General features: G+C 67.4%; 17 protein-coding genes. 13 read left to right on the forward strand and 4 right to left on the reverse strand.

What is annotated here, in order from left to right; genetic code table 11:
• The first annotated feature begins 106 nt into the window (after window positions 1–106).
• Window positions 107–2,851: a [protein-PII] uridylyltransferase gene (locus FFS23_RS16760; RefSeq protein ID WP_137899503.1), complete on the forward strand. Its 2,745-nt coding sequence runs from the start codon at window positions 107–109 to the stop codon at window positions 2,849–2,851.
• Window positions 2,852–2,971: 120 nt separating this feature from the next.
• Here FFS23_RS16760 and FFS23_RS16765 read toward each other — a convergent pair whose 3' ends face one another.
• From FFS23_RS16765 to FFS23_RS16780, 4 genes are all read right to left on the reverse strand, one after another.
• Window positions 2,972–5,806, reverse strand: coding sequence for a TonB-dependent receptor (locus FFS23_RS16765; protein WP_137899504.1), 2,835 nt, complete (start codon window positions 5,804–5,806; stop codon window positions 2,972–2,974).
• A 206-nt stretch (window positions 5,807–6,012) separates the two neighbouring features.
• Entirely contained in the window at window positions 6,013–6,546 is a 534-nt protein-coding gene (gene infC / locus FFS23_RS16770; protein ID WP_037534495.1) for a translation initiation factor IF-3, read from the reverse strand.
• A gap of 273 nt (window positions 6,547–6,819) precedes the next feature.
• Window positions 6,820–8,811 (reverse strand): threonine--tRNA ligase, encoded by a 1,992-nt coding sequence (gene thrS, locus FFS23_RS16775; protein ID WP_137899505.1) that lies wholly within the window; start codon window positions 8,809–8,811, stop codon window positions 6,820–6,822.
• 203 nt (window positions 8,812–9,014) lie between these two features.
• On the reverse strand, window positions 9,015–9,830 hold the full coding sequence (locus tag FFS23_RS16780; protein WP_171009530.1) for an LD-carboxypeptidase: 816 nt from the start codon (window positions 9,828–9,830) through the stop codon (window positions 9,015–9,017).
• Between the two features lie 65 nt (window positions 9,831–9,895).
• Here FFS23_RS16780 and FFS23_RS16785 point away from each other — a divergent pair, with 65 nt between their 5' ends.
• From FFS23_RS16785 to FFS23_RS16840, 12 genes are all read left to right on the forward strand, one after another.
• Window positions 9,896–11,323 carry a Mur ligase family protein gene (locus tag FFS23_RS16785; RefSeq protein ID WP_137899506.1) on the forward strand — a complete coding sequence of 476 codons (1,428 nt, stop codon included), beginning with the start codon at window positions 9,896–9,898 and terminating at the stop codon, window positions 11,321–11,323.
• Window positions 11,324–11,347: 24 nt separating this feature from the next.
• Window positions 11,348–11,584, forward strand: coding sequence for a DUF6356 family protein (locus FFS23_RS16790; RefSeq protein ID WP_038667167.1), 237 nt, complete (start codon window positions 11,348–11,350; stop codon window positions 11,582–11,584).
• A gap of 74 nt (window positions 11,585–11,658) precedes the next feature.
• Window positions 11,659–12,072 (forward strand): hypothetical protein, encoded by a 414-nt coding sequence (locus tag FFS23_RS16795; protein WP_038662965.1) that lies wholly within the window; start codon window positions 11,659–11,661, stop codon window positions 12,070–12,072.
• The gene (locus tag FFS23_RS16800; RefSeq protein WP_137899507.1) at window positions 12,069–12,272 is read left to right on the forward strand and encodes a helix-turn-helix transcriptional regulator; all 204 of its coding nucleotides are present in this window, start codon (window positions 12,069–12,071) and stop codon (window positions 12,270–12,272) included. Before FFS23_RS16795 ends, FFS23_RS16800 begins: the two co-directional genes overlap by 4 nt.
• Window positions 12,273–12,451: 179 nt before the next feature.
• Complete coding sequence (locus FFS23_RS16805) at window positions 12,452–13,552, forward strand: YjgN family protein (protein ID WP_137899508.1); 1,101 nt, start codon at window positions 12,452–12,454, stop codon at window positions 13,550–13,552.
• Window positions 13,536–14,621, forward strand: a complete 1,086-nt coding sequence (locus FFS23_RS16810) for a M48 family metallopeptidase (protein WP_137899509.1) — start codon at window positions 13,536–13,538, stop codon at window positions 14,619–14,621. The genes FFS23_RS16805 and FFS23_RS16810 overlap by 17 nt, the downstream gene beginning before the upstream one ends.
• Window positions 14,622–14,982: 361 nt before the next feature.
• Window positions 14,983–15,696, forward strand: a complete 714-nt coding sequence (locus FFS23_RS16815) for an alpha/beta hydrolase (RefSeq protein WP_137899510.1) — start codon at window positions 14,983–14,985, stop codon at window positions 15,694–15,696.
• A complete protein-coding gene (locus FFS23_RS16820; RefSeq protein ID WP_171009531.1) occupies window positions 15,693–16,481 on the forward strand; it encodes a tetratricopeptide repeat protein in 789 nt (262 codons plus the stop codon). Before FFS23_RS16815 ends, FFS23_RS16820 begins: the two co-directional genes overlap by 4 nt.
• 98 nt (window positions 16,482–16,579) lie before the next feature.
• The gene (locus tag FFS23_RS16825; RefSeq protein ID WP_038662984.1) at window positions 16,580–17,029 is read left to right on the forward strand and encodes a VOC family protein; all 450 of its coding nucleotides are present in this window, start codon (window positions 16,580–16,582) and stop codon (window positions 17,027–17,029) included.
• A gap of 1 nt (window position 17,030) precedes the next feature.
• Window positions 17,031–17,759, forward strand: coding sequence for a hydroxyacylglutathione hydrolase (gene gloB, locus FFS23_RS16830; protein ID WP_137899511.1), 729 nt, complete (start codon window positions 17,031–17,033; stop codon window positions 17,757–17,759).
• Between the two features lie 32 nt (window positions 17,760–17,791).
• Window positions 17,792–18,211: a hypothetical protein gene (locus tag FFS23_RS16835; RefSeq protein WP_249340729.1), complete on the forward strand. Its 420-nt coding sequence runs from the start codon at window positions 17,792–17,794 to the stop codon at window positions 18,209–18,211.
• Window positions 18,208–18,564 carry a hypothetical protein gene (locus FFS23_RS16840; RefSeq protein WP_249340730.1) on the forward strand — a complete coding sequence of 119 codons (357 nt, stop codon included), beginning with the start codon at window positions 18,208–18,210 and terminating at the stop codon, window positions 18,562–18,564. Before FFS23_RS16835 ends, FFS23_RS16840 begins: the two co-directional genes overlap by 4 nt.
• Window positions 18,565–18,626: the final 62 nt, after the last annotated feature.

An 18,626-nucleotide genomic window follows, 5' to 3' on the forward strand; every position in this document is an offset into this window, starting at 1 on the left:
CTCCGTCACCGCTTCGCGGCGCCACCTCCCCCTTGCGGGGGAGGACTCAGCACCTCTCTCCAAACCCCATGTCCCCTTAACCCTCGCGCGGTTATACCTCGCCGCCATGCAGCGCCGTTTCGACCACCTTCCCAACCGCCGCGCGATCGTCGATCGCCGCGCGCTCGCCGAACAGATCGCCGCGATCGACGCGACCGGCATCGCCCTGCGCACCCAAGCCACCGCGATCCTCAAGGAGGCGCTCGCCGAGGGTCGCGCCGAGATCCAGCGGCGGCTCGCCACGCATCCGTCGCGCGGGCTGGAGGCTTCGAACGCGCAGGCGTATCTCACCGACCAGTTGTTGCGCGTGCTGTTCGACCTCGCGACGCAGCGGCTCCACCCGCTCCACAACCCGACCGCGGGCGAACGGCTGACGCTGATCGCGGTCGGCGGTTACGGCCGCGCCGAGATGGCGCCATTCTCCGACGTCGACATCGGTTTCCTCACCCCCGGCAAGCAGACGCCCTGGGCCGAGCAGGTCATCGAATCGATGCTCTACGCGCTCTGGGACCTCGCGCTGAAGATCGGCCATTCCAGCCGCTCGCTCGACGAGATGGTGCGGCAGGCGAAGGGCGACGTGACGATCCGCACCGCCTTGCTCGAAGCACGCTACGTCACCGGCGACGTGGCGCTCTACGACGAGGCGGCGAAGCGCTTCAAGGCGGAGGTGCAGCACGGCACCGAGCGCCAGTTCATCGCCGACAAGCTTGCCGAGCGCGACGCGCGCCACCGCAAGATGGGCGACACGCGCTATGTCGTCGAGCCCAACGTCAAGGAGGGCAAGGGCGGCCTGCGCGACCTCCACACCCTGTTCTGGATCGGCAAGTACATCCACGACGTCCAGCGCGGCGCCGATCTGGTCGAGGTCGGCCTGCTGACCAAGGCCGAATATCGCCTGTTCCACCGCGCCGACAATTTCCTCCAGGCGGTACGCTGTCACCTGCACAGTGTCACCCGCCGCGCCGAGGATCGGCTGACCTTCGACGTCCAGCGCGAGATCGCGACGCGGATGCGCTTCTCCGACCGGCCCGGCAAACCGGCGGTCGAGCGCTTCATGCAATATTACTTCCTGCAGGCGAAGACGGTCGGCAACCTCACCGGCGTGTTCCTCGCGCATCTCGACGAGCGGTTCGCGGCGCGCGGGCGGCGGTTCGGGCTGCCGACGATCCGGCGGCGGCCGGACAAATTACATGGCTTCGTGCTCGATCGCGGCCGGCTCGCACTGCCGCGCGACGATTATTTCAGCGAAGATCCGGTGCGGCTGATCGAGATCTTCCAGCTGGCCGATCTGCACGGCGTCGAGATCCATCCGCTGGCGATGCGCGCCGCGGCGCGCGACGCCAAGCTCATCGCGCGCCATCGCCGCGATCCGCGCGCCAATGCCTTGTTCCTCGACGTGCTGACGTCTCCACGCGATCCCGAACTGGTGCTGCGCTGGATGAACGAGGCGGGGGTGTTCGGCCGCTTCGTGCCCGACTTCGGCCGCGTCGTCGCGCAGATGCAGTTCGACATGTACCACCATTATACGGTGGACGAGCATACGATCCGCGCGATCGGGCTGCTGGCGCGGATCGACAAGGGCGAACTCAAGGACGATCACCCGCTTGCCTCGGCGATCATCAAGCATATCGTGTCGCGGCGCGTGCTCTATGTCGCGGTGCTGCTGCACGATATCGCCAAGGGGCGCGACGCCGACCATTCGATCCTCGGCGCGGAGGTGGCGGAACGGCTCTGCCCGCGCTTCGGCCTGTCGCCCGCGGAGACCGAGACGGTGGCGTGGCTGGTGCGCTGGCACCTGCTGATGTCGGCGACCGCGTTCAAGCGCGACCTGTCGGACTTCAAGACGATCCTCGATTTCTGCGAGGTCGTGCAGAGCCCCGAACGGCTGCGGCTACTGCTGGTGCTGACCATCGTCGATATCCGCGCGGTCGGCCCCGGTACGTGGAACGGCTGGAAGCGCCAGTTGCTCGCCGACCTCTACGAGGGCGCCGAGGAAGTGCTGCGGCTCGGCCACAAGCAGCGCGGGCGCGCCGAGCGGATCGCGACGCGGCAGGAGACGCTGCAGGCGACGCTGGGCTGGGAACCGGCGCGGTTCGACGCCTTCGTGCGCCGCTTCCCCGAGGCCTATTGGATCGCCGAGCCCGACGACGTGCTCGCGCACAACGCACGCTTCATCGCGGCGGCCGGCGACGCGCAACTCTCGATCGACGCGCAGGTCTATGCGACGCGCGGCGCGACATTGGTGACGATCTACGCCGCCGACCATCCCGGCCTGTTCTACCGGATCGCCGGGGCGATCCACGTCGCGGGCGGCAACATCATCGACGCACGCATCCACACGACGCGCGACGGCATGGCGATCGACAATTTCCTCGTCCAGGATCCGTTCGGGCGGCCGTTCGACGATCTCGACCAGTTGAAACGGCTCAAGATGGCGATCGAGGATGCGCTGGCGAATCGCGGCAAGCTGACCGACCGGCTCGTCGCCAAGCCGGCGGCGCGTACGCGCGCGGATGCGTTCGAGATCGAGCCCAACGTGCTGATCGACAATCACGCCTCGAACCGTTTTACGGTGATCGAGGTCAATGCGCGTGATCGGCCGGCGCTGCTCAACCAGCTCGCGCAGGCGCTGTTCCAGTCGAAGGTGACGCTGCATTCGGCGCATGTCGCCACTTATGGCGAGCGCGCGGTCGACACCTTCTACGTCACCGACCTGACCGGCGACCGGATCACCGCGGCGGCGCGGCTGAAGACACTGGAACGCCGCCTGCGCACCGCCGCGAGCGGCGAAACCGTCGAGATGGCGGCGTAACCCTCCCCTCCCCGTTGCCTGCTGATTCCGCCGACAAACGCGCGCCGTTCGCCCTGAGCCTGTCGAAGGGCTTGAGTCTCAAGATGCTTCGACAGGCTCAGCACGAACGGATCGGTACAATCAGAAGCGCGCGCGGATCGTCGCGCCATAGGTCCGCGGCTCGGCGAGATATTGCGAGAAGAGCTGGCGGCCGCCGGGATATTGCGCGTCCTGGAATGCCGCATTGGCCGCGCCTTCCTGGAACGGCGAGTTGAACGCCACCTGCGCGTAATCGACGTTGGTCAGGTTCTGCCCCCAGAATTCGAGGCTGATCCGCTCGTCCGGCATGCGCAGCCCGATGCGGGCGTTGACGATCGCATAACCGTCCTGCGCCTTTTGCGGGAACAGGTCGGAGCCGGTGTTATAGTCGCTGGTCATGCGCGTATCGACGTAGAACAGCGCCGAATAGCCGCCGCCGAGCTGCGGCGTCCACGAGGCCGACGAGGTCGCGACGATGTCCGCCGAATTGGACAGCGTCCGCCCCGGCAGCAGGCGCAGCGCCTGGTCGAGCGGCGCGCCCGAGGAACTGCCGACGAGCTGGCTGCGATATTTGGTGTCGGTGACGGTGAGGCCGAGGCTGACGCGGAAGTCGCGTGCCGGGACCAGCGAGGCCTCCAGCTCGACGCCCTTGGCACGGACGCCGTAACCGATGTCGCCCGACGGGCAGACGCCGCTGCTGGTCGCCGCGGCATTGTAGTTGCTCGCCGCCGGGAATTTGCTCTGGTCGCGGTCGCCGCCGTTGAGGCTCGACGAACAGCCGTTGATGTTCTGCACGAGGAAGACCGTGCCGTTGAAGGTGTTCAGCTGGAAATTGCTGAAATCCTGGATGAACGCCGCCGCGGACAAGGTGAACGGGCCGGTGCCGTATTTTGCGCCGACTTCGTAGGAATTGACCGTCTCGGGCGCGAATTGCAGCGAGTTGGCGAGCGCCTGCGCGCCGCCGAGCTGGGCGAAGGTCTGCACCGGCTGCTTGAGCGCCGAACGATCGAGGTTGAAGCCGCCTGCCTTATAGCCGCGCGAATAGCTGCCGTAGAGCAGCAGATCGTCGATCGGCTTCCACGACAGGATCGCGGTGCCGGTGAACCGGTCTTCCTTGCGGCGACTGTTGATCGACACGCCGTTGAGCTCGGCGGTGTTGTTGCCCTGACAGGCGAGGCCGATGATTCCGGCGGCGGTCGGCGCCAGGGCGGGGTTCGCGAGCAGCGACCGCAGCGAGCTCTGGATCGCGGTGCAGCCGGTGTTGTCGTTGGTGAAGCTGGCGTCGAACTTCTTGCGTTCGTTGGTATAGCGCGCGCCGAGCGTCAGATCGACGGTGTCGGTGACGTGGAAGATATTGTGCGTGAACAGCGCCCAGTTGCGGCTGTTCTGATTGTAGACGTCGCGGGTCGAGCCCTTGTCGTTGATGCCGTCGAGCGTGGCGATCGCGTTGACGATGAGCGGCCCCGCGGCACCGAAGGGCGAGGCGACGCCGGGGACGCCGCCGCTGAGCACCGCGCGTCCCGTGGCGCTGAGACAGCCGGTGCTTCCGGGCGCGTAGAATTGCGCGAGCGCGCTGCCCGAAACGAGGCGGCAGGTGGCGAAGCGGCCGTACTGGCTGCCGAACCGCAGATTGTCGAGGACGCGCAGATCCTCGTTGGCGAAGAAGCCGCCGACCAGCCAGTCGAGCTTGTCGGCGAACAGCGAACCGTTGAGCCGCAGTTCCTGCGTGAAGGTGCGGAAGCGGCGCGCCGAATTGCCGTTGGCGGCGCGATAGAGGATATCGACGCGGCTATAGTCGGTGTCCGAGCCCTGATCCGAATCGTAATCACGGTACGCGGTGATCGAGGTCAGTTTGGTGGTGCCGATCGTCCAGTCGAGCTGGCCGGAGACGCCCCAGTCCTTGGTGATGCCGGCGAAGCTGCGGCCGGCGCTCACCGAGACGTCGCGGCTGTAGCCGGGGCTGGTGACGAGGCCGAGCGGCTGGCCGAGGTCGCGGATGACGTTGACGATGTTGTTGCCGTTGGCGCCCGCCGCGAGGCCGGCGTTGACCGACGCGACGGGGTTGTTGAGGTTGCCCACCGCCTCGTTGACGCTGCGGTCGACATAGGTGGCGGCGCAGCATTTCTCGTCGCGATGCGTATAGTCGCCGATCAGGCGGAAGCGGATGTCGCTGCTCGGCTCGAACAGCAACTGGCCGCGGACGAAATAGCGGTTGCGATTGTTGACGTCGGTGTTGTTCGTATAATCGCGGTAGAAGCCGTCGCGCTTGACGTAGACGCCGTCGACCCGCGCCGCGATCGTCTTGCTGAGCGGCAGGTTGAGATTGCCGGCGAAACGGTAGAAATCGTAATTGCCGTAGGTCGCTTCGGCACCGCCGCTGAAGCCCTGGAACGACGGCGCCTTGCTGATGATGCTGATCAGGCCGGCCGAGGAGTTGCGGCCGCCGAGCGTGCCCTGCGGGCCGCGCAGCACCTCGACGCGATCGATCTCGCCGAGTTCGGTGAGGCCGATACCGGACCGCGAGCGGTAGACGCCATCGATGAACACCGCGACCGAGCTTTCTAGGCCGGGATTGTCGCCCACCGTGCCGATGCCGCGGATGCGCGCCGAGCCGTTCGCCTCCGAACCGGTCGACGACACCAGCAGCGACGGCGCGAGCTGGTTGAGCTGGCGGATGTCGCTGGCGCCGGAATTCTGCAGCGTCTCCGCGGTGATCGCCGAAACCGCGACCGGCACGTCGGCGAGCGCCTGGGCGCGGCCCTGCGCGGTGATGACGATATCGCCCTGATCGCCCTCGTCCTGCGCGACCGACCCCGCCGCGGTCGGCGAGGTCGTCTGGGTCGCCGGGCTCGACGGCTCGGGCGAATTGTTCTGCGCCATGACGGGCGAGGCAATCGCGATCGTCGCAGCCGACAGCAGATACGCAGTAAGGCGCATGGTCATCCTCTCCTGTTCCGATTTCGGTTTTCGAATATCGGGTTTTCTTTTGAGGCTAGGATCGCGCAGGCGTGAGCGTCTAGTAATTTGTCGTTGCCGTATGCATTTTCGAATGGACTGTCGCCCATACGCAACACCGGGCCCGTTGCCGGACCCGGTGTTCAAAAACCTGCCTGACGCTACGGAAAGCGCCGGATCGGCCGGAATTACTTGGGCGCGAGCACCATCAGCATCTGACGGCCTTCCATGCGCGGATAGGCCTCGACCTTGGCGACCTCGGCGACCTGTTCGGCGACGCGCTGCAGCACCGCCATGCCGAGCTGGCCGTGGCTCAGCTCGCGACCACGGAAGCGCATCGTGACCTTGACCTTGTCGCCCTCCTCGATGAACTCGACGACCTTCTTCATCTTGGTGTCGTAATCGTGGTCATCGATGTTCGGACGCATCTTGATCTCCTTGATCTCCTGCGTCTTCTGCGACTTGCGGGCGAGGTTCGCCTTCTTCTGCGCCTCGTACTTGAACTTGCCGACGTCGAGGAACTTGGCGACGGGCGGATCCGCGTTCGGCGACACCTCGACCAGATCTAGGCCGAGTTCCTGCGCCTGCGCCATCGCCTCGCGCGTGTACATCACGCCGAGATTCTCGCCCTCATGGTCGATCACGCGAACCTTGGGGCTGACGATCCACTCGTTGAAACGAGGGCCATTCATTGGCGGCGCCTGATTCGGTCGGCGCATCATGGGAGGACGTATGGGTATAGCTCCTGTGGTGGTTTGAATTAGATATAAGCTTTCCGGAGCGTTTGCGGAAGATGCCTGTGCAAGATGATGCATCATTGACGGCCGAAAGCCTCGGCCTCACGGCTTGGGACGACGCCATCGCCTTCCCCTGACCGATGCGCAATGTGCCGTGTTATGCCGAGGTCATCCTGTTCGCTGGCCCGGTAGCGCAGAGGACGCGATGCGACTCCCGGGCCGATACGAATTAGTCGACGGCTGGCTGATACCTAAGCGTCAGCGCAGATCGGGCGGGGTCGCCTCCTCGCGCAGCATAGCGACCACCTCGTCGACCGTCACGATCTGCTGCGCCTGGCTGCCGAGACGGCGGACGGCGAGCTTGCCCTCTTCCGCCTCGCGCTTGCCGACGACGAGCAGCACCGGGACCTTCGCCACCGAATGTTCGCGCACCTTGTAGTTGATCTTCTCGTTGCGCAGGTCGGTCTCGACGCGGATGCCCGCCTTGCGCAGCGTCGCCGCCACCTGCTCGGCATAGCCGTCGGCGTCCGAGACGATCGTCGCGACCACCGCCTGCACCGGCGACAGCCAGAGCGGGAAGCGCCCGGCGTGATGCTCGATCAATATGCCGATGAACCGCTCGAACGTGCCGAGGATCGCGCGGTGGAGCATGATCGGGCGGTGGCGATTGCCGTCCTCGCCGACATAGCTCGCGTCGAGTCGCTCGGGCAGCACGGTGTCGGTCTGGATCGTGCCGACCTGCCACGTCCGGCCGATCGCGTCGGTCAGGTGAAATTCGAGCTTGGGCGCGTAGAAGGCGCCCTCGCCCGGTAGTTCCTCCCAGCCATATTCGGGCGTGTCGCGGCCCGTCGCCGCGACCGCATCGCGCAGCGACTGTTCCGCCCAGTCCCACATCTCTTCGGACCCGAAGCGCTTCTCGGGGCGCAGCGCCAGCTTGATCGCATAAGAGTCGAAGCCGAGATGCTTGTAGACCGAGTCGAGCAATTCGCAGAACTTGCGCACCTCATCGACGAGCTGGTCCTCGCGCACGAAGATATGCGCGTCGTCCTGCGTGAACTGGCGGACGCGCATGATGCCGTGCAATGCGCCGTGCGGCTCGTTGCGGTGGCAACAGCCGAATTCGGCCATGCGGATCGGCAGGTCGCGATAGCTCTTGATCCCCTGTTTGAAGATCAGCACGTGCGCCGGGCAGTTCATCGGCTTGAGCGCCATCAGGTCGCCCTCGCCCGACAGCACCGCGCCCTCATCCTCGGTGTTGGGCACTTCGTCGGGGACGACGAACATGTTCTCGCGATACTTGCCCCAGTGGCCGGATTGCTCCCACTGTTTGGCGTCCATCAGCTGCGGCGTCTTCACCTCGGCATAATCGGCGGCGTCGAGCCGGCGGCGCATATAGGCCTCGAGCTGGCGCCACAGGATGAAGCCCTTGGGGTGCCAGAACACTGAACCCTGCGCTTCCGACTGGAGGTGGAACAGGTCCATCTCCTGGCCGATCTTGCGATGGTCGCGCTTCGCCGCCTCCTCCAGCATGAACAGATGCTGGTCGAGCTGCTTCTTGTTGAGCCAGCCGGTGCCGTAGATGCGGCTGAGCATCGCGTTCTTCTGGTCGCCGCGCCAATAGGCGCCCGATACGCGGGTCAGCTTGAAGGCTTGCGGATCGAGCTTGCCGGTCGAGGCCATATGCGGGCCGCGGCACATGTCGAGCCATGCGCCCTGACGATAGATCGTCAGTTCCTCGTTGTCGGGCAGTTCGGCGGCCCATTCGGCCTTGAACGTCTCGCCCTGCTTTTTCCACGTCTCGATGAGCTGCTCGCGCGTCCACACTTCTCGCGTGAACGGCTCGTTCCGCGCGATGATGCAGCGCATCTCCGCCTCGATCGCGGGCAGGTCCTCCTCGGTGAAGGGCCGGTCCTTTGGCGCGAAGTCGTAATAAAAACCGTCGTCGGTCGCCGGGCCGAAGGTGATCTGCGTGCCGGGGAACAGATGCTGCACCGCCTCGGCCATGACGTGCGCGAGATCGTGGCGGACGAGTTCGAGCGCATCGGCCTCGTCCTTCGCGGTGACCAGCGCGAGATTGGTGTCGCGCTCGAACGGCCGGTTGAGATCGCGCACCTGGCCGTCGATCCGCGCGGCCAGCGCGGCCTTGGCGAGGCCGGGACCGATCGCGGCGGCGACGTCCGCCGGGGTAGTCCCGGGCGCAACCTCGCGGACGGAACCGTCGGGCAGCGTGATACGGAACATGGCGGACATGATGGACTTTCAGGTTGGTTGAGGAAGCCGCGAATAAAGCGGCGCAGGGTATATAGGCAAGCGTTGCCGTAATTCCTCCCCGGCACGGGGAGGTGGCACCGCGAAGCGGTGACGGAGGGGGGCTCCAAAAGCGCAGCATCCGCGGCGAGCCCCCTCCACCACTCGGCTGCGCCGAGCGGTCCCCCTCCCCGTACCGGGAGGATTTAGGCGATGCCGAACGGCACCACGCAATTGGTCTGCGTATGACCGATCTCCGCCCGGCCGAGATACGGCACGCCGAGATCGCCGCACCAGCGCCGGATCATATATTCCAGCGTATCGCCCCATTCGGGTTCGTTGGGCTGGACCGCGGTCACCGCGCCGAGGCGGACGCCGGCGATCCCCTTGAGCTGCGTTGCATGGCCCATATGAAACAGCAGCCGATCGATATTGTACATCGGCTCCGACACTTCCTCGATCATCAGGACATGGTCGGTGAGGTCGGGCAGCCAGGGCGTGCCGATCAGCGCGCCGAGGATCGACAGATTGAACGCCGCCGCCGGGCGGCCGTCGAGCCCCGGCTCCAGCCCCTGCCGGTCGCCGCGCGCCAGCCAGCCGAGCGACCGCGCGATCGTCCGGTCGCCACCCTTGCGGCGGATGTCGCTCGCCATCGGGCCGTGGCAGGGCCGGCCGATCCGCCGCGCATAGAGCGCGCCGAGCAGGAACCCCATGTCGGAATAGCCGAGATAGCTCTTGTGCCGCGCCGCCGGGCCGAGTTGCGGCATCACCAGCGGCAGGATGCGGTTCGAGCCATAGCCACCGCGCAGGAACCAGATCGCATCGAAGCCGGGATCGTTGGCGAATTCGAGGAAGGCCGATGCGCGCCGCGCGTCATCGCCGGCGAAATGGCCCGCGGTCTCCCAGCATTGCGGATGGACGACCAGATCGACCTCGGGATAGGCCAGAGCGGCGAAGGCGATGAACGGCGCCTCGGCATCCTTGTTGCCGATGCTCGCCGGCGCCACCACCCCTATCCGCATCGTCCCGTCGCTCCGCCTCGCCGCAGAGCCTTGCCCCTGCGCGGCCGCGTCGATAGCGCAGCGTCATGGCGAACGGCAATCTTTCCGGCCCGGTAGCGGGCAAGCGCTTCTTCCTCGTCGGCATCGGCGGATCGGGGATGATGCCGTTGGCGACGATCCTGTCGGGGCGCGGCGCGATCGTCGCCGGTTCCGACCGCGGGCTCGACCAGGGGCGCGTGCCGGCCAAGTTCGACGCGTTGCGCGCCCGCGGCATCGCGCTGTTCCCGCAGGACGGCAGCGGCGTGGTGTCCGCCAAGCAGATCGTCGTCGCCTCCGCCGCGGTCGAGGACAGCGTCGCCGACATCGTCGCGGCGACGCGACTCGGCTGCACGCGGGCGAGCCGCGCCGAACTGCTCAGCACCCTGTTCAACCAGAGCGCGCTGCCGATCGGCGTCGCCGGGACCAGCGGCAAGTCGACCGTGACCGGCATGATCGGCTGGATCCTCCACGCTGCCGGCCGTGATCCGACGGTGATGAACGGCGCGGTGATGAAGAATTTCGCGCATCCGCAAGCGCCCTTCGCCAGCGCGCTGATCGGCAACGGCGAGCCCTTCGTCAGCGAGGTCGACGAAAGCGACGGCTCGATCGCGCATTATCGCCCGCGAATCGCGGTGCTCAACAACGTCAGCCTCGACCACAAGGGGATCGAGGAATTGCGCAGCCTGTTCGCCGGCTTCATCGCCAAGGCGGAGACGGCGATCGTCAACCTCGACAATGACGAGGCGGCGGCGCTCGCCGCGGCGCTGCCGCCGACGCATGTCGCGACCTTCGGCGTCGACCGCGACGCCGATTTCGCCGCGCGCAACATCGTCGAGGCGCCATTCGCGGCGCGCTTCGACCTGATCGCCGCGGGCAATGCGGCGATCCCGGTGCGGCTGCAGGTGCCGGGGCGGCACAACGTTTCCAACGCGCTTGCGGCGATCGCCGCAGCGGTCGCCGCGGGCGTGCCGCTCGCCGTCGCGGTCGATGCGATCGGCGGATTTACCGGGCTGCGCCGCCGCTTCGACCTCGTCGGCGAGGCGGCCGGCGTCGCGGTGATCGACGATTTCGGTCACAACCCCGACAAGATCGCCGCGACGATCGACACGCTGCACGCCTTTCCCGGCCGGCTGCTGCTGCTGTTCCAGCCGCACGGCTATGGCCCGCTCAAGGTGATGCGCCGCGAGCTGGTCGAAACGCTTGGCCAGAAGCTGGCGTCCGACGACGTGCTGGTACTGCCCGACCCGGTCTATCACGGCGGCACCGTCGCACGCGAGGTGACCAGCGCGGACATCGTCGCCGACCTCACCGCCGCCGGCCGCGATGCGCGCCATGTCGCCGATCGCGCGGCGGCGGCGGCGATGCTGGTCGCCGAGGCGCGCGAAGGCGACCGGATCGTCGTGATGGGCGCACGCGACGATACGCTGAGCCTGCTTGCCGCCGAGATGCTGGAGTCGTTGCGCGCGCGCGGCTAGACTGGCGGGCAGGAGGTACGCGTCATGAAGCTCTTCACCCAGCATCCCGCCTCGGTCGGCGAAAGCTATACCGAGCATCTCGGCGTCGCGTCGCACTTCGGGCTGCGCATGATCGGCGGCGGCGTCGCCGCGCTGATCCACGGCGTGCTGCCCTTCCTCTTCACTACCACCGGCAGCCGTACGATCACCGCGCTCCACGCCGAGATCGTCGCCAAGCGCGCGCACGAGACGGAGCAACGATCGGTCGAATTCGTCATCTGATTGTCAAGCGCGCTTGACGTAAAGCCTGCTTTCCATGTAAAGCCTCCTTCACAACGATTCGAGGGAGGACGTACATGGCCGGAACACCTGCACAGCGCCGCTACAATCGGCGCATCATCATTCTGTCGCTCATCTATGCCGCGGTGCTGCTGCCGGTCTGCTGGCTGTTCGCCCGGCATCTCGTCAGCGGTCCCGTCGCCTATCTGCTGGGCATATTGCCGGCCTTGCCGGTATCGGGCTTCTTCGCCGTCATCGGCATCTATTTCACCGAGGAACGGGACGAATATCAGCGCCTGCTGATGGCGCGACAGACGATCATCGCGACCGGGATCGCGATGACCGTCGCGACCTTCTGGGGCTTCCTCGAGAATTTCGATCTGGTGCCGCACCTCGTCGGCTATGCCTGGCCGATCGTCTGGTTCGGGGGTCTCGGCATCGGCGGCTTCATCAACGCCGCGATCGAACGGTCCGCGGGAGACGCCGCGTGATCAACCACCTGCGTGATCTGCGTGGGACCCGCGGCTGGTCGCAACAGCATCTCGCCGACCAGCTTGAGGTCAGCCGGCAGAGCGTCAATGCGATCGAGACCGGCCGGTACGATCCGTCGCTGCCGCTCGCGTTCAAGATCGCCGAACTCTTCGACCTCGCGATCGAAGACATTTTCGTCAGCCCGTCGAAGGAGCAATGACTTTCTCCTCCACCCCATGACCGTGACGACCACGAGACGGAGCGACGATCGGTCGCATGCGTCATCTGATTGAACGCGCACGACTTGCGGCCGGATGCCGAGCGCCGGCGACGCATTAACCCTCTTCGGGCGTTGACTGCCCCCTTTCGCTCGGCTCCATTCGTGGCGGGGGAACAGAGATGACCGATCAGACTTCAGCGGACACGCGTGCGTTCCGGTTCACCGGGACATGGCAGGCGTATGCGCCGATCGCCTTCACCAACCTGTTGCTGATGATCGTGACGCTCGGCCTCTACACCTTCTGGGCACGGGCACGAACCCGCCGGTATCTGTGGAGCCGGACGCGGTTCATCGACGATCGGCTGGAATGGACGGGCACCGGCCTCGAATTGTTCATCGGCTATGTCATCGCCTTCTTCCTGTTCGTGCTGCCGTTCGGCCTGGTCAACCTCGGGTTGCAGAGCGCGATGATGCACGGCCATCCGGGCGCGGCGGGATTGCTTGCGATCCTGATGTATCTGACCGCCCTCTACCTGATCGGCGTCGCGCGCTTCCGCGCGCTGCGCTACCGGCTCAGCCGCACCCTGTGGCACGGCATCCGCGGCGGCAGCGACGCGCAGGGGTTCGCCTACGGGTGGAGCTACTTCTGGAAGACGTTCGTGTCGTTCCTCACCATCTATCTGATGACGCCCTGGTCGATGGCGCGGCTGTGGAACGAGCGCTGGAACGCGATGAGCTTCGGCTCGCTGTCGTTCCGCAGCGCGGCGCGCTGGCAGCCGGTGTTCGGTCGCTTCCTGCTCTTCTATTTGCTACCGGTCGCGCTGGTCGTCGCCTTCGGGGCCATGGCGGCGGTCATGGCGACCAATGGCGTGCTCGATCACACGCCGGGCAGCGTGCCGACCGCGAAGACCGTCGTCGTCATCGTGGCCGCGGCGCTCGCCTTCTACGTCTTCTTCTTCGGCGTGCTCGGGCTGGTCGCGATGACCTATTTCGCCGCCTTCTTCCGCGAGGCGGTGGGCGCGACGTCGCTCGGCACGCTGCAATTCGGCTTCGAGGCGTCGACCAGGGACTGGGTCCTCTTTTATCTCGGCAGCCTCGCGTTGGTGATCGTCACTTTCGGCGTCGGCGCGATCTTCCTCCCCTATCGCAACTGGACGTTCTTCATCCGCCATCTCGCCGCTTATGGCGAGGTCGAGCTCGACACGTTGCTCCAGTCGCACACCCGGGCGCCGGGCCAGGGCGAAGGGATGCTCGACGCCTTCGATGTCGGCGCCTTCTGACGTGGACGCCGGGGCGCCCGCCGCGGCGGCATGGCATTACGACGGCCGCAGTGCGTTGCGCCGGCAGGTGCGGCTGATCGTCGAGGGTGACGGCTTCCGGCTCGACGAGGACGGTCGCGCCGGCCCATGGCTGGCCTTCGCGCAGCTCACCCCGGCGGATGGCGACGGCGATGCGCGGACCTTCGGGTTGCAGGGGCAGCCGGGGTGGCGGATCGGCTTCATCGGGCCGGTGCCGGCGGAGATCGCCGTGCGGCTGCCGCGGGCGCGGCGCTATGGCGGCTGGGTCGACCGCTTCGGCCTGTGGCGCGCGGCGGCGGCATTCGCGGTGCTGGCGGCGGTCGCGGTGGCGCTGGTGCTGCAGACGCCGGCGCTGGTTGCACGGATGGTGCCCGCCTCGCTCGAACGGCGGCTCGGCGAGGTGATGGTCGGCGACTTCGGGCGCAAGGGCTGCGTCGAACCGGTCGGCATCGCAGCGCTGGCGAAGCTCGCCAACCGCATCGATCCCGACGATCCCAACCTGGAAGTCCATGTCGTCAAATTGCCGATGGTCAATGCGGTGACCTTGCCCGGCGGTCGGATCGTGATCTTCGACGGGCTGTTGCAGGCGGCCCGCTCGCCCGACGAGGTCGCGGGGGTGATCGGTCACGAGATCGGCCACGTCCGCGGCCGCGACGTGATGGAATCGCTGCTGCGGCAATTGGGCCTGTCGGTGCTGCTCGGCGGGATGGAGGGGCATGTCGGCGGCTATACCAACGCATTGCTCGCCACCGCTTATTCGCGCGGGGCGGAGGCACGGGCGGACGGCTATGCGATCCGGCTGCTCGCCGACGCGCGCGTGTCGCCGTTGCCGACCGCGGCCTTCTTCGACCGCCTGGCGAAGGGCAATGCGAGCGGCGAGCGGATGTTCGCCTATATCGCCAACCATCCGCTGTCCGCCGACCGCGCCGCGCGCTTCCGGCGCAGCGCGGCGGGTGATGCCCATTACGTACCGGCGATCGACACCGCCGAATGGATGGCGTTGCGCGGCATCTGCGCGGGCGAGACCGACAAGATGGAATGGCGCTTCTAGCGCTCCCCGAAGTCCTCCCCCGTCAAGGCAGGGCTATAGGATGCGGCTGCGGTGATGAGGCTCGATCGCTTTCCCTATCAGAGTCGTCACCCCGGACTTGTTCCGGGGTCCACCGGGCCGCGGGAGAACGGTGTGGAATGAAGCGTTTCTCCTCGCCGCAGGGTGGACCCCGGAACAAGTCCGGGGTGACGGGAAGGGCTTGGAAGACGACGGACTCGCACGAGCGTCCAGCTGCCGTAGCCCTGCCCGTCAGGGGGAGGAAATCCGCAACCCTGAACGTCGCGTCCGCCCAGTGACCTCCCGCCGCTATCTCCACCCAAGCGAGGATGACGCGCCACCGCGCGCACGATACACAGCGGCCATGACAGACCCCCGCCCCCGCCTCGCCTATCACCACACGCCCGGCGCCGGGCCGACGATCGTCTTCCTGCCGGGCTATGCCTCGGACATGCAGGGCGCCAAGGTGCTGGCGCTGGAGGCATGGGCGCGCGCCGAGGGTCGCGCGTTCCTGCGCTTCGATTACGGCGGCTGCGGGCAGAGCGAGGGCACGTTCGAGGAGCAGACGCTCGCCGGCTGGCGCGACGACGTGCTGGCGATGCTCGATCAGGTCGCGACCGGGCCGGTGGTGCTGGTCGGCTCGTCGCTGGGCGGCTGGCTGATGCTGCTCGTCGCCAAGCTGCGCGCCGGACAGGTGGTCGGGCTGGTCGGCATCGCGCCGGCACCCGACTTCACCGACTGGGGCTTCACCACCGAGGAAAAGATGGCGATCCTCACAGAGGGACGGCTCGAGCGCGCCAATCCCTATGGCCCGGCGCCGACCGTCTATACCCGCGCCTTCTTCCAGTCGGGCGAGGCCAACCGGCTGATGTTCGGGACGATCCCCGTCGATGGCCGGGTGCGGCTGGTGCAGGGCCAGGCGGACAAGGACGTGCCGTGGCATCGCACCGTGCGGCTGGGCGAGATGATCCGTTCAGCCGACGTGCAGACGCTGCTCATCAAGGACGGCGACCACCGGCTGTCGCGTGCGTCCGATATCGCGCTGATCGTCCGGGCGACCGAGGATGTGTTGCGATGATCCTGATCCTTGCCGCGGTGCAGGCCGCCGCCGCGCCCGCACCGAAGGCGACTGTCCCCGACGTCGATTCGCGCGCCGCGCGCTACGATCGCTGCCGCCAGCTCGCGGTCAGCGACCCCGCCGCAGCCCGCGTCGAGGCGACGCGCTGGGCGGCGAGCGGCGGCGCGTGGTTCGCTCGGCAATGCGCCGGGCTGGCGCTGGCGCAACAGGGCGAGTTCGCCGCCGCCGCGACCGAATTCACCGCCGCCGCCAAGGCCGCCGACGCAGCGCGCGACAAGCGCGCCGCCAATTATTGGGCGCAGGCGGGCAATGCCCGGCTGGCGGCGGGCGACGTGCCCGGCGCGCGTGCGGCGCTCGACACCGCGCTGGTCGCGGGAACGCTGGAGGGGCTGGCGCTCGGCGAGGCGCAGCTCGACCATGCGCGTGTCCTCGTCGCCGCGGGCGAGCTGCCGGCGGCGCGACGCGATATCGATCTGGCGCTCGCCGGCGCCGGCGACGATCCGCTCGCCTGGCTGCTCTCGGCGACGCTGGCGCGGCGGATGGACAATATGACGCGGGCCAAGACGGACATCGCCGAGGCGCTGCGCCGTTCGCCCGACGACGCGTCGGTGCAGCTCGAAGCGGGCAATATCGCCGCCTCGACGCAGGACGAAGCAGGCGCGCGTGCCGCCTGGGCGGAAGCGGCGCGGCTCGCCCCCAATTTGCCGGCGGGCCAGCACGCGCGTGCCGCGCTGGCGCAATTCGGCGACGCGCCGGTGTCGGCGAAGGTGCCGGCGGGACGGTAACCGCTGATCGCGCCGGGTTCGGCGACTTCGCCCGGACACCCTCTAGTGCGCCGTGCGTTGGCGCCTTAAATCCGGACCATCAACCGCAGGACCCACGCATGCACTATCTCCACACGATGATCCGCGTCAGCGATCCCGACGCGACGATCGCCTTCTTCCGCGTGCTCGGGCTCGAGGAAGTGCGGCGGATCGAGAATGAGGCGGGGCGGTTCACGCTGATCTTCCTCGCCACCGCCGAAGATCGCAAGATCGGCGATCGCCGCGCCGAGGTCGAGCTGACCTACAATTGGCCCGCCGAGGACGGTACGCCGCCGGAAACCTATAGCGGTGGCCGCAATTTCGGCCATCTCGCCTATCGCGTCGATAATATCTACGACAGCTGCCAGCGGCTGATGGACTCCGGCGTGACGATCAACCGGCCGCCGCGCGACGGCAATATGGCGTTCGTGAAGACCCCCGACGGTATCTCGATCGAGCTGCTGCAGGCGGGCGAAGCGCTCGCCCCCGCCGAGCCCTGGGCGTCGATGCCGAACACCGGGAGCTGGTGACATGACGCTGGCGATCGTCCGCGTCCCCGTGCTGACCGACAATTATGCCTGGCTGATCCACGATCCCGTCAGCGGCGAGACGGTGGCGGTCGATCCCGGCGAGGCGGCACCGGTACAGGCCGCCGCCGCCGAGCGGGGCTGGACGATCGACCAGGTGTGGACGACGCACTGGCACCCCGACCATATTGGCGGCAACGCCGCTTTGCAGGCGGCGGGCGCGCGGATCACCGGTCCGGCCGCCGAGGCCGCCAAGATCCCGACGCTCGATTCGACCGTCGGCGAGGGCGACACGGTGCGGATCGGCACCGAGGTCGCGCACGTGTGGCACGTGCCGGGCCATACCGCCGGCCATATCGCCTTCCACCTCGCCGGGGCGGAGGCGATCTTCACCGGCGATACGCTGTTCGCGCTCGGCTGCGGGCGATTGTTCGAAGGCACGCCGGCGGAGATGTTCGCCAACATGCAGCGCTATGCGACGCTGCCCGACACGACCCAGGTCTATTGTGGCCACGAATATACCCAGTCGAACGGTCGCTTCGCACTGACCGTCGAGCCGGACAATGCGGCGCTGGCGACGCGGATGACCGCGGTCGATGCGGCGCGGGCGGCGGGTGAGGCGACGGTGCCGACGACGATCGCGCTGGAGCGGGCGACCAACCCCTTCCTGCGCGCCACCGACGCCGGAGAGTTCGCCAAGCTACGCGAATCAAAGGATAACTTCCGCGGCTGAAACGTTCCGGTCGCGGTGCAGGAGACGTGCTGATGATGACCGTGAGACCTTTCGTCGCGTTGCTCGCCGTCTGTGCGGCGGGCTGCACCCAGACTCCGAAGCAGGTCGCCGCGGCGGAGCAGGCGAGCGCCGCCGCCGCCACCGATCTGGCCAAGGAACTGGCCGGGCTGACGCCGGGCAGGTCCGGGGCCTGCATGCCGCAGTTTCCGAGCACGCAGGTCAAGGCCTATGGCCCGACGATCGTCTATGTCGTCAGCAACGGCGTCAAATACCGCAGCGATACCGCCGGCGGTTGCGAGCGGATCGCGCGCGGCGATATTCTCATTACGCGCACGCCCACCGGCCAATTGTGCCAGGGCGACATCGCCACGACGGTCGATTCGGCGTCGCGCACGTTCAGCGGCAGTTGCTCGTTCGGGCCGTTCGTCCGCTACAGCCGGGACGGGAAATGATCCGCCCGCTGCTGATCGCCGCGCTGGCGCTGCCGCTGCTCGCCGCCAAGTCCGATCCCCTCGCCGGGCGGGTGGCGGAAGCCCCCGCCAATTGCATCAGCCTGACGTCGATGCAGGGGCCGTCGATCGTCGACGCGCATACGATCCTCTACACGCAGGGCGCGCGCGTGTGGAAGACCGGCCCGGTCGGCGCCTGTCCGTCGCTGGCACCGTTCACCACCTTGGTGATCGACGTCTATGGCGGGCAATTGTGCAAGAACGACCGCTTCCGCGTGATCACGCCGGGATTGACGATCCCGTCGGGTTATTGCCGCTTCACCGAATTCACCCCGTATGTGCGGGTAAAGAAATAGCATCCGAACCGTTCGCCCCGCGCTCGGTGAAGGGCGATCCCGCACACGGGACCGCCGCTGCG

This window comes from Sphingomonas sp. 2SG (assembly GCF_005503285.1).
Taxonomy (GTDB): Bacteria; Pseudomonadota; Alphaproteobacteria; order Sphingomonadales; family Sphingomonadaceae; genus Sphingomonas; species Sphingomonas taxi.

Coding starts and splice junctions, on each gene's coding strand:
- FFS23_RS16780 (WP_171009530.1), bottom strand. CDS start 9,830: ATGCGGATAGGGGTGGTGGCGCCGGCGAGCATCGGCAACAAGGATGCC.
- FFS23_RS16835 (WP_249340729.1), top strand. CDS start 17,792: ATGATGACCGTGAGACCTTTCGTCGCGTTGCTCGCCGTCTGTGCGGCG.
- infC (WP_037534495.1), bottom strand. CDS start 6,546: ATGATGCGCCGACCGAATCAGGCGCCGCCAATGAATGGCCCTCGTTTC.
- FFS23_RS16790 (WP_038667167.1), top strand. CDS start 11,348: ATGAAGCTCTTCACCCAGCATCCCGCCTCGGTCGGCGAAAGCTATACC.
- FFS23_RS16825 (WP_038662984.1), top strand. CDS start 16,580: ATGCACTATCTCCACACGATGATCCGCGTCAGCGATCCCGACGCGACG.
- FFS23_RS16785 (WP_137899506.1), top strand. CDS start 9,896: ATGGCGAACGGCAATCTTTCCGGCCCGGTAGCGGGCAAGCGCTTCTTC.
- thrS (WP_137899505.1), bottom strand. CDS start 8,811: ATGTCCGCCATGTTCCGTATCACGCTGCCCGACGGTTCCGTCCGCGAG.
- gloB (WP_137899511.1), top strand. CDS start 17,031: ATGACGCTGGCGATCGTCCGCGTCCCCGTGCTGACCGACAATTATGCC.
- FFS23_RS16820 (WP_171009531.1), top strand. CDS start 15,693: ATGATCCTGATCCTTGCCGCGGTGCAGGCCGCCGCCGCGCCCGCACCG.
- FFS23_RS16795 (WP_038662965.1), top strand. CDS start 11,659: ATGGCCGGAACACCTGCACAGCGCCGCTACAATCGGCGCATCATCATT.
- FFS23_RS16805 (WP_137899508.1), top strand. CDS start 12,452: ATGACCGATCAGACTTCAGCGGACACGCGTGCGTTCCGGTTCACCGGG.
- FFS23_RS16810 (WP_137899509.1), top strand. CDS start 13,536: ATGTCGGCGCCTTCTGACGTGGACGCCGGGGCGCCCGCCGCGGCGGCA.
- FFS23_RS16765 (WP_137899504.1), bottom strand. CDS start 5,806: ATGCGCCTTACTGCGTATCTGCTGTCGGCTGCGACGATCGCGATTGCC.
- FFS23_RS16840 (WP_249340730.1), top strand. CDS start 18,208: ATGATCCGCCCGCTGCTGATCGCCGCGCTGGCGCTGCCGCTGCTCGCC.
- FFS23_RS16815 (WP_137899510.1), top strand. CDS start 14,983: ATGACAGACCCCCGCCCCCGCCTCGCCTATCACCACACGCCCGGCGCC.
- FFS23_RS16760 (WP_137899503.1), top strand. CDS start 107: ATGCAGCGCCGTTTCGACCACCTTCCCAACCGCCGCGCGATCGTCGAT.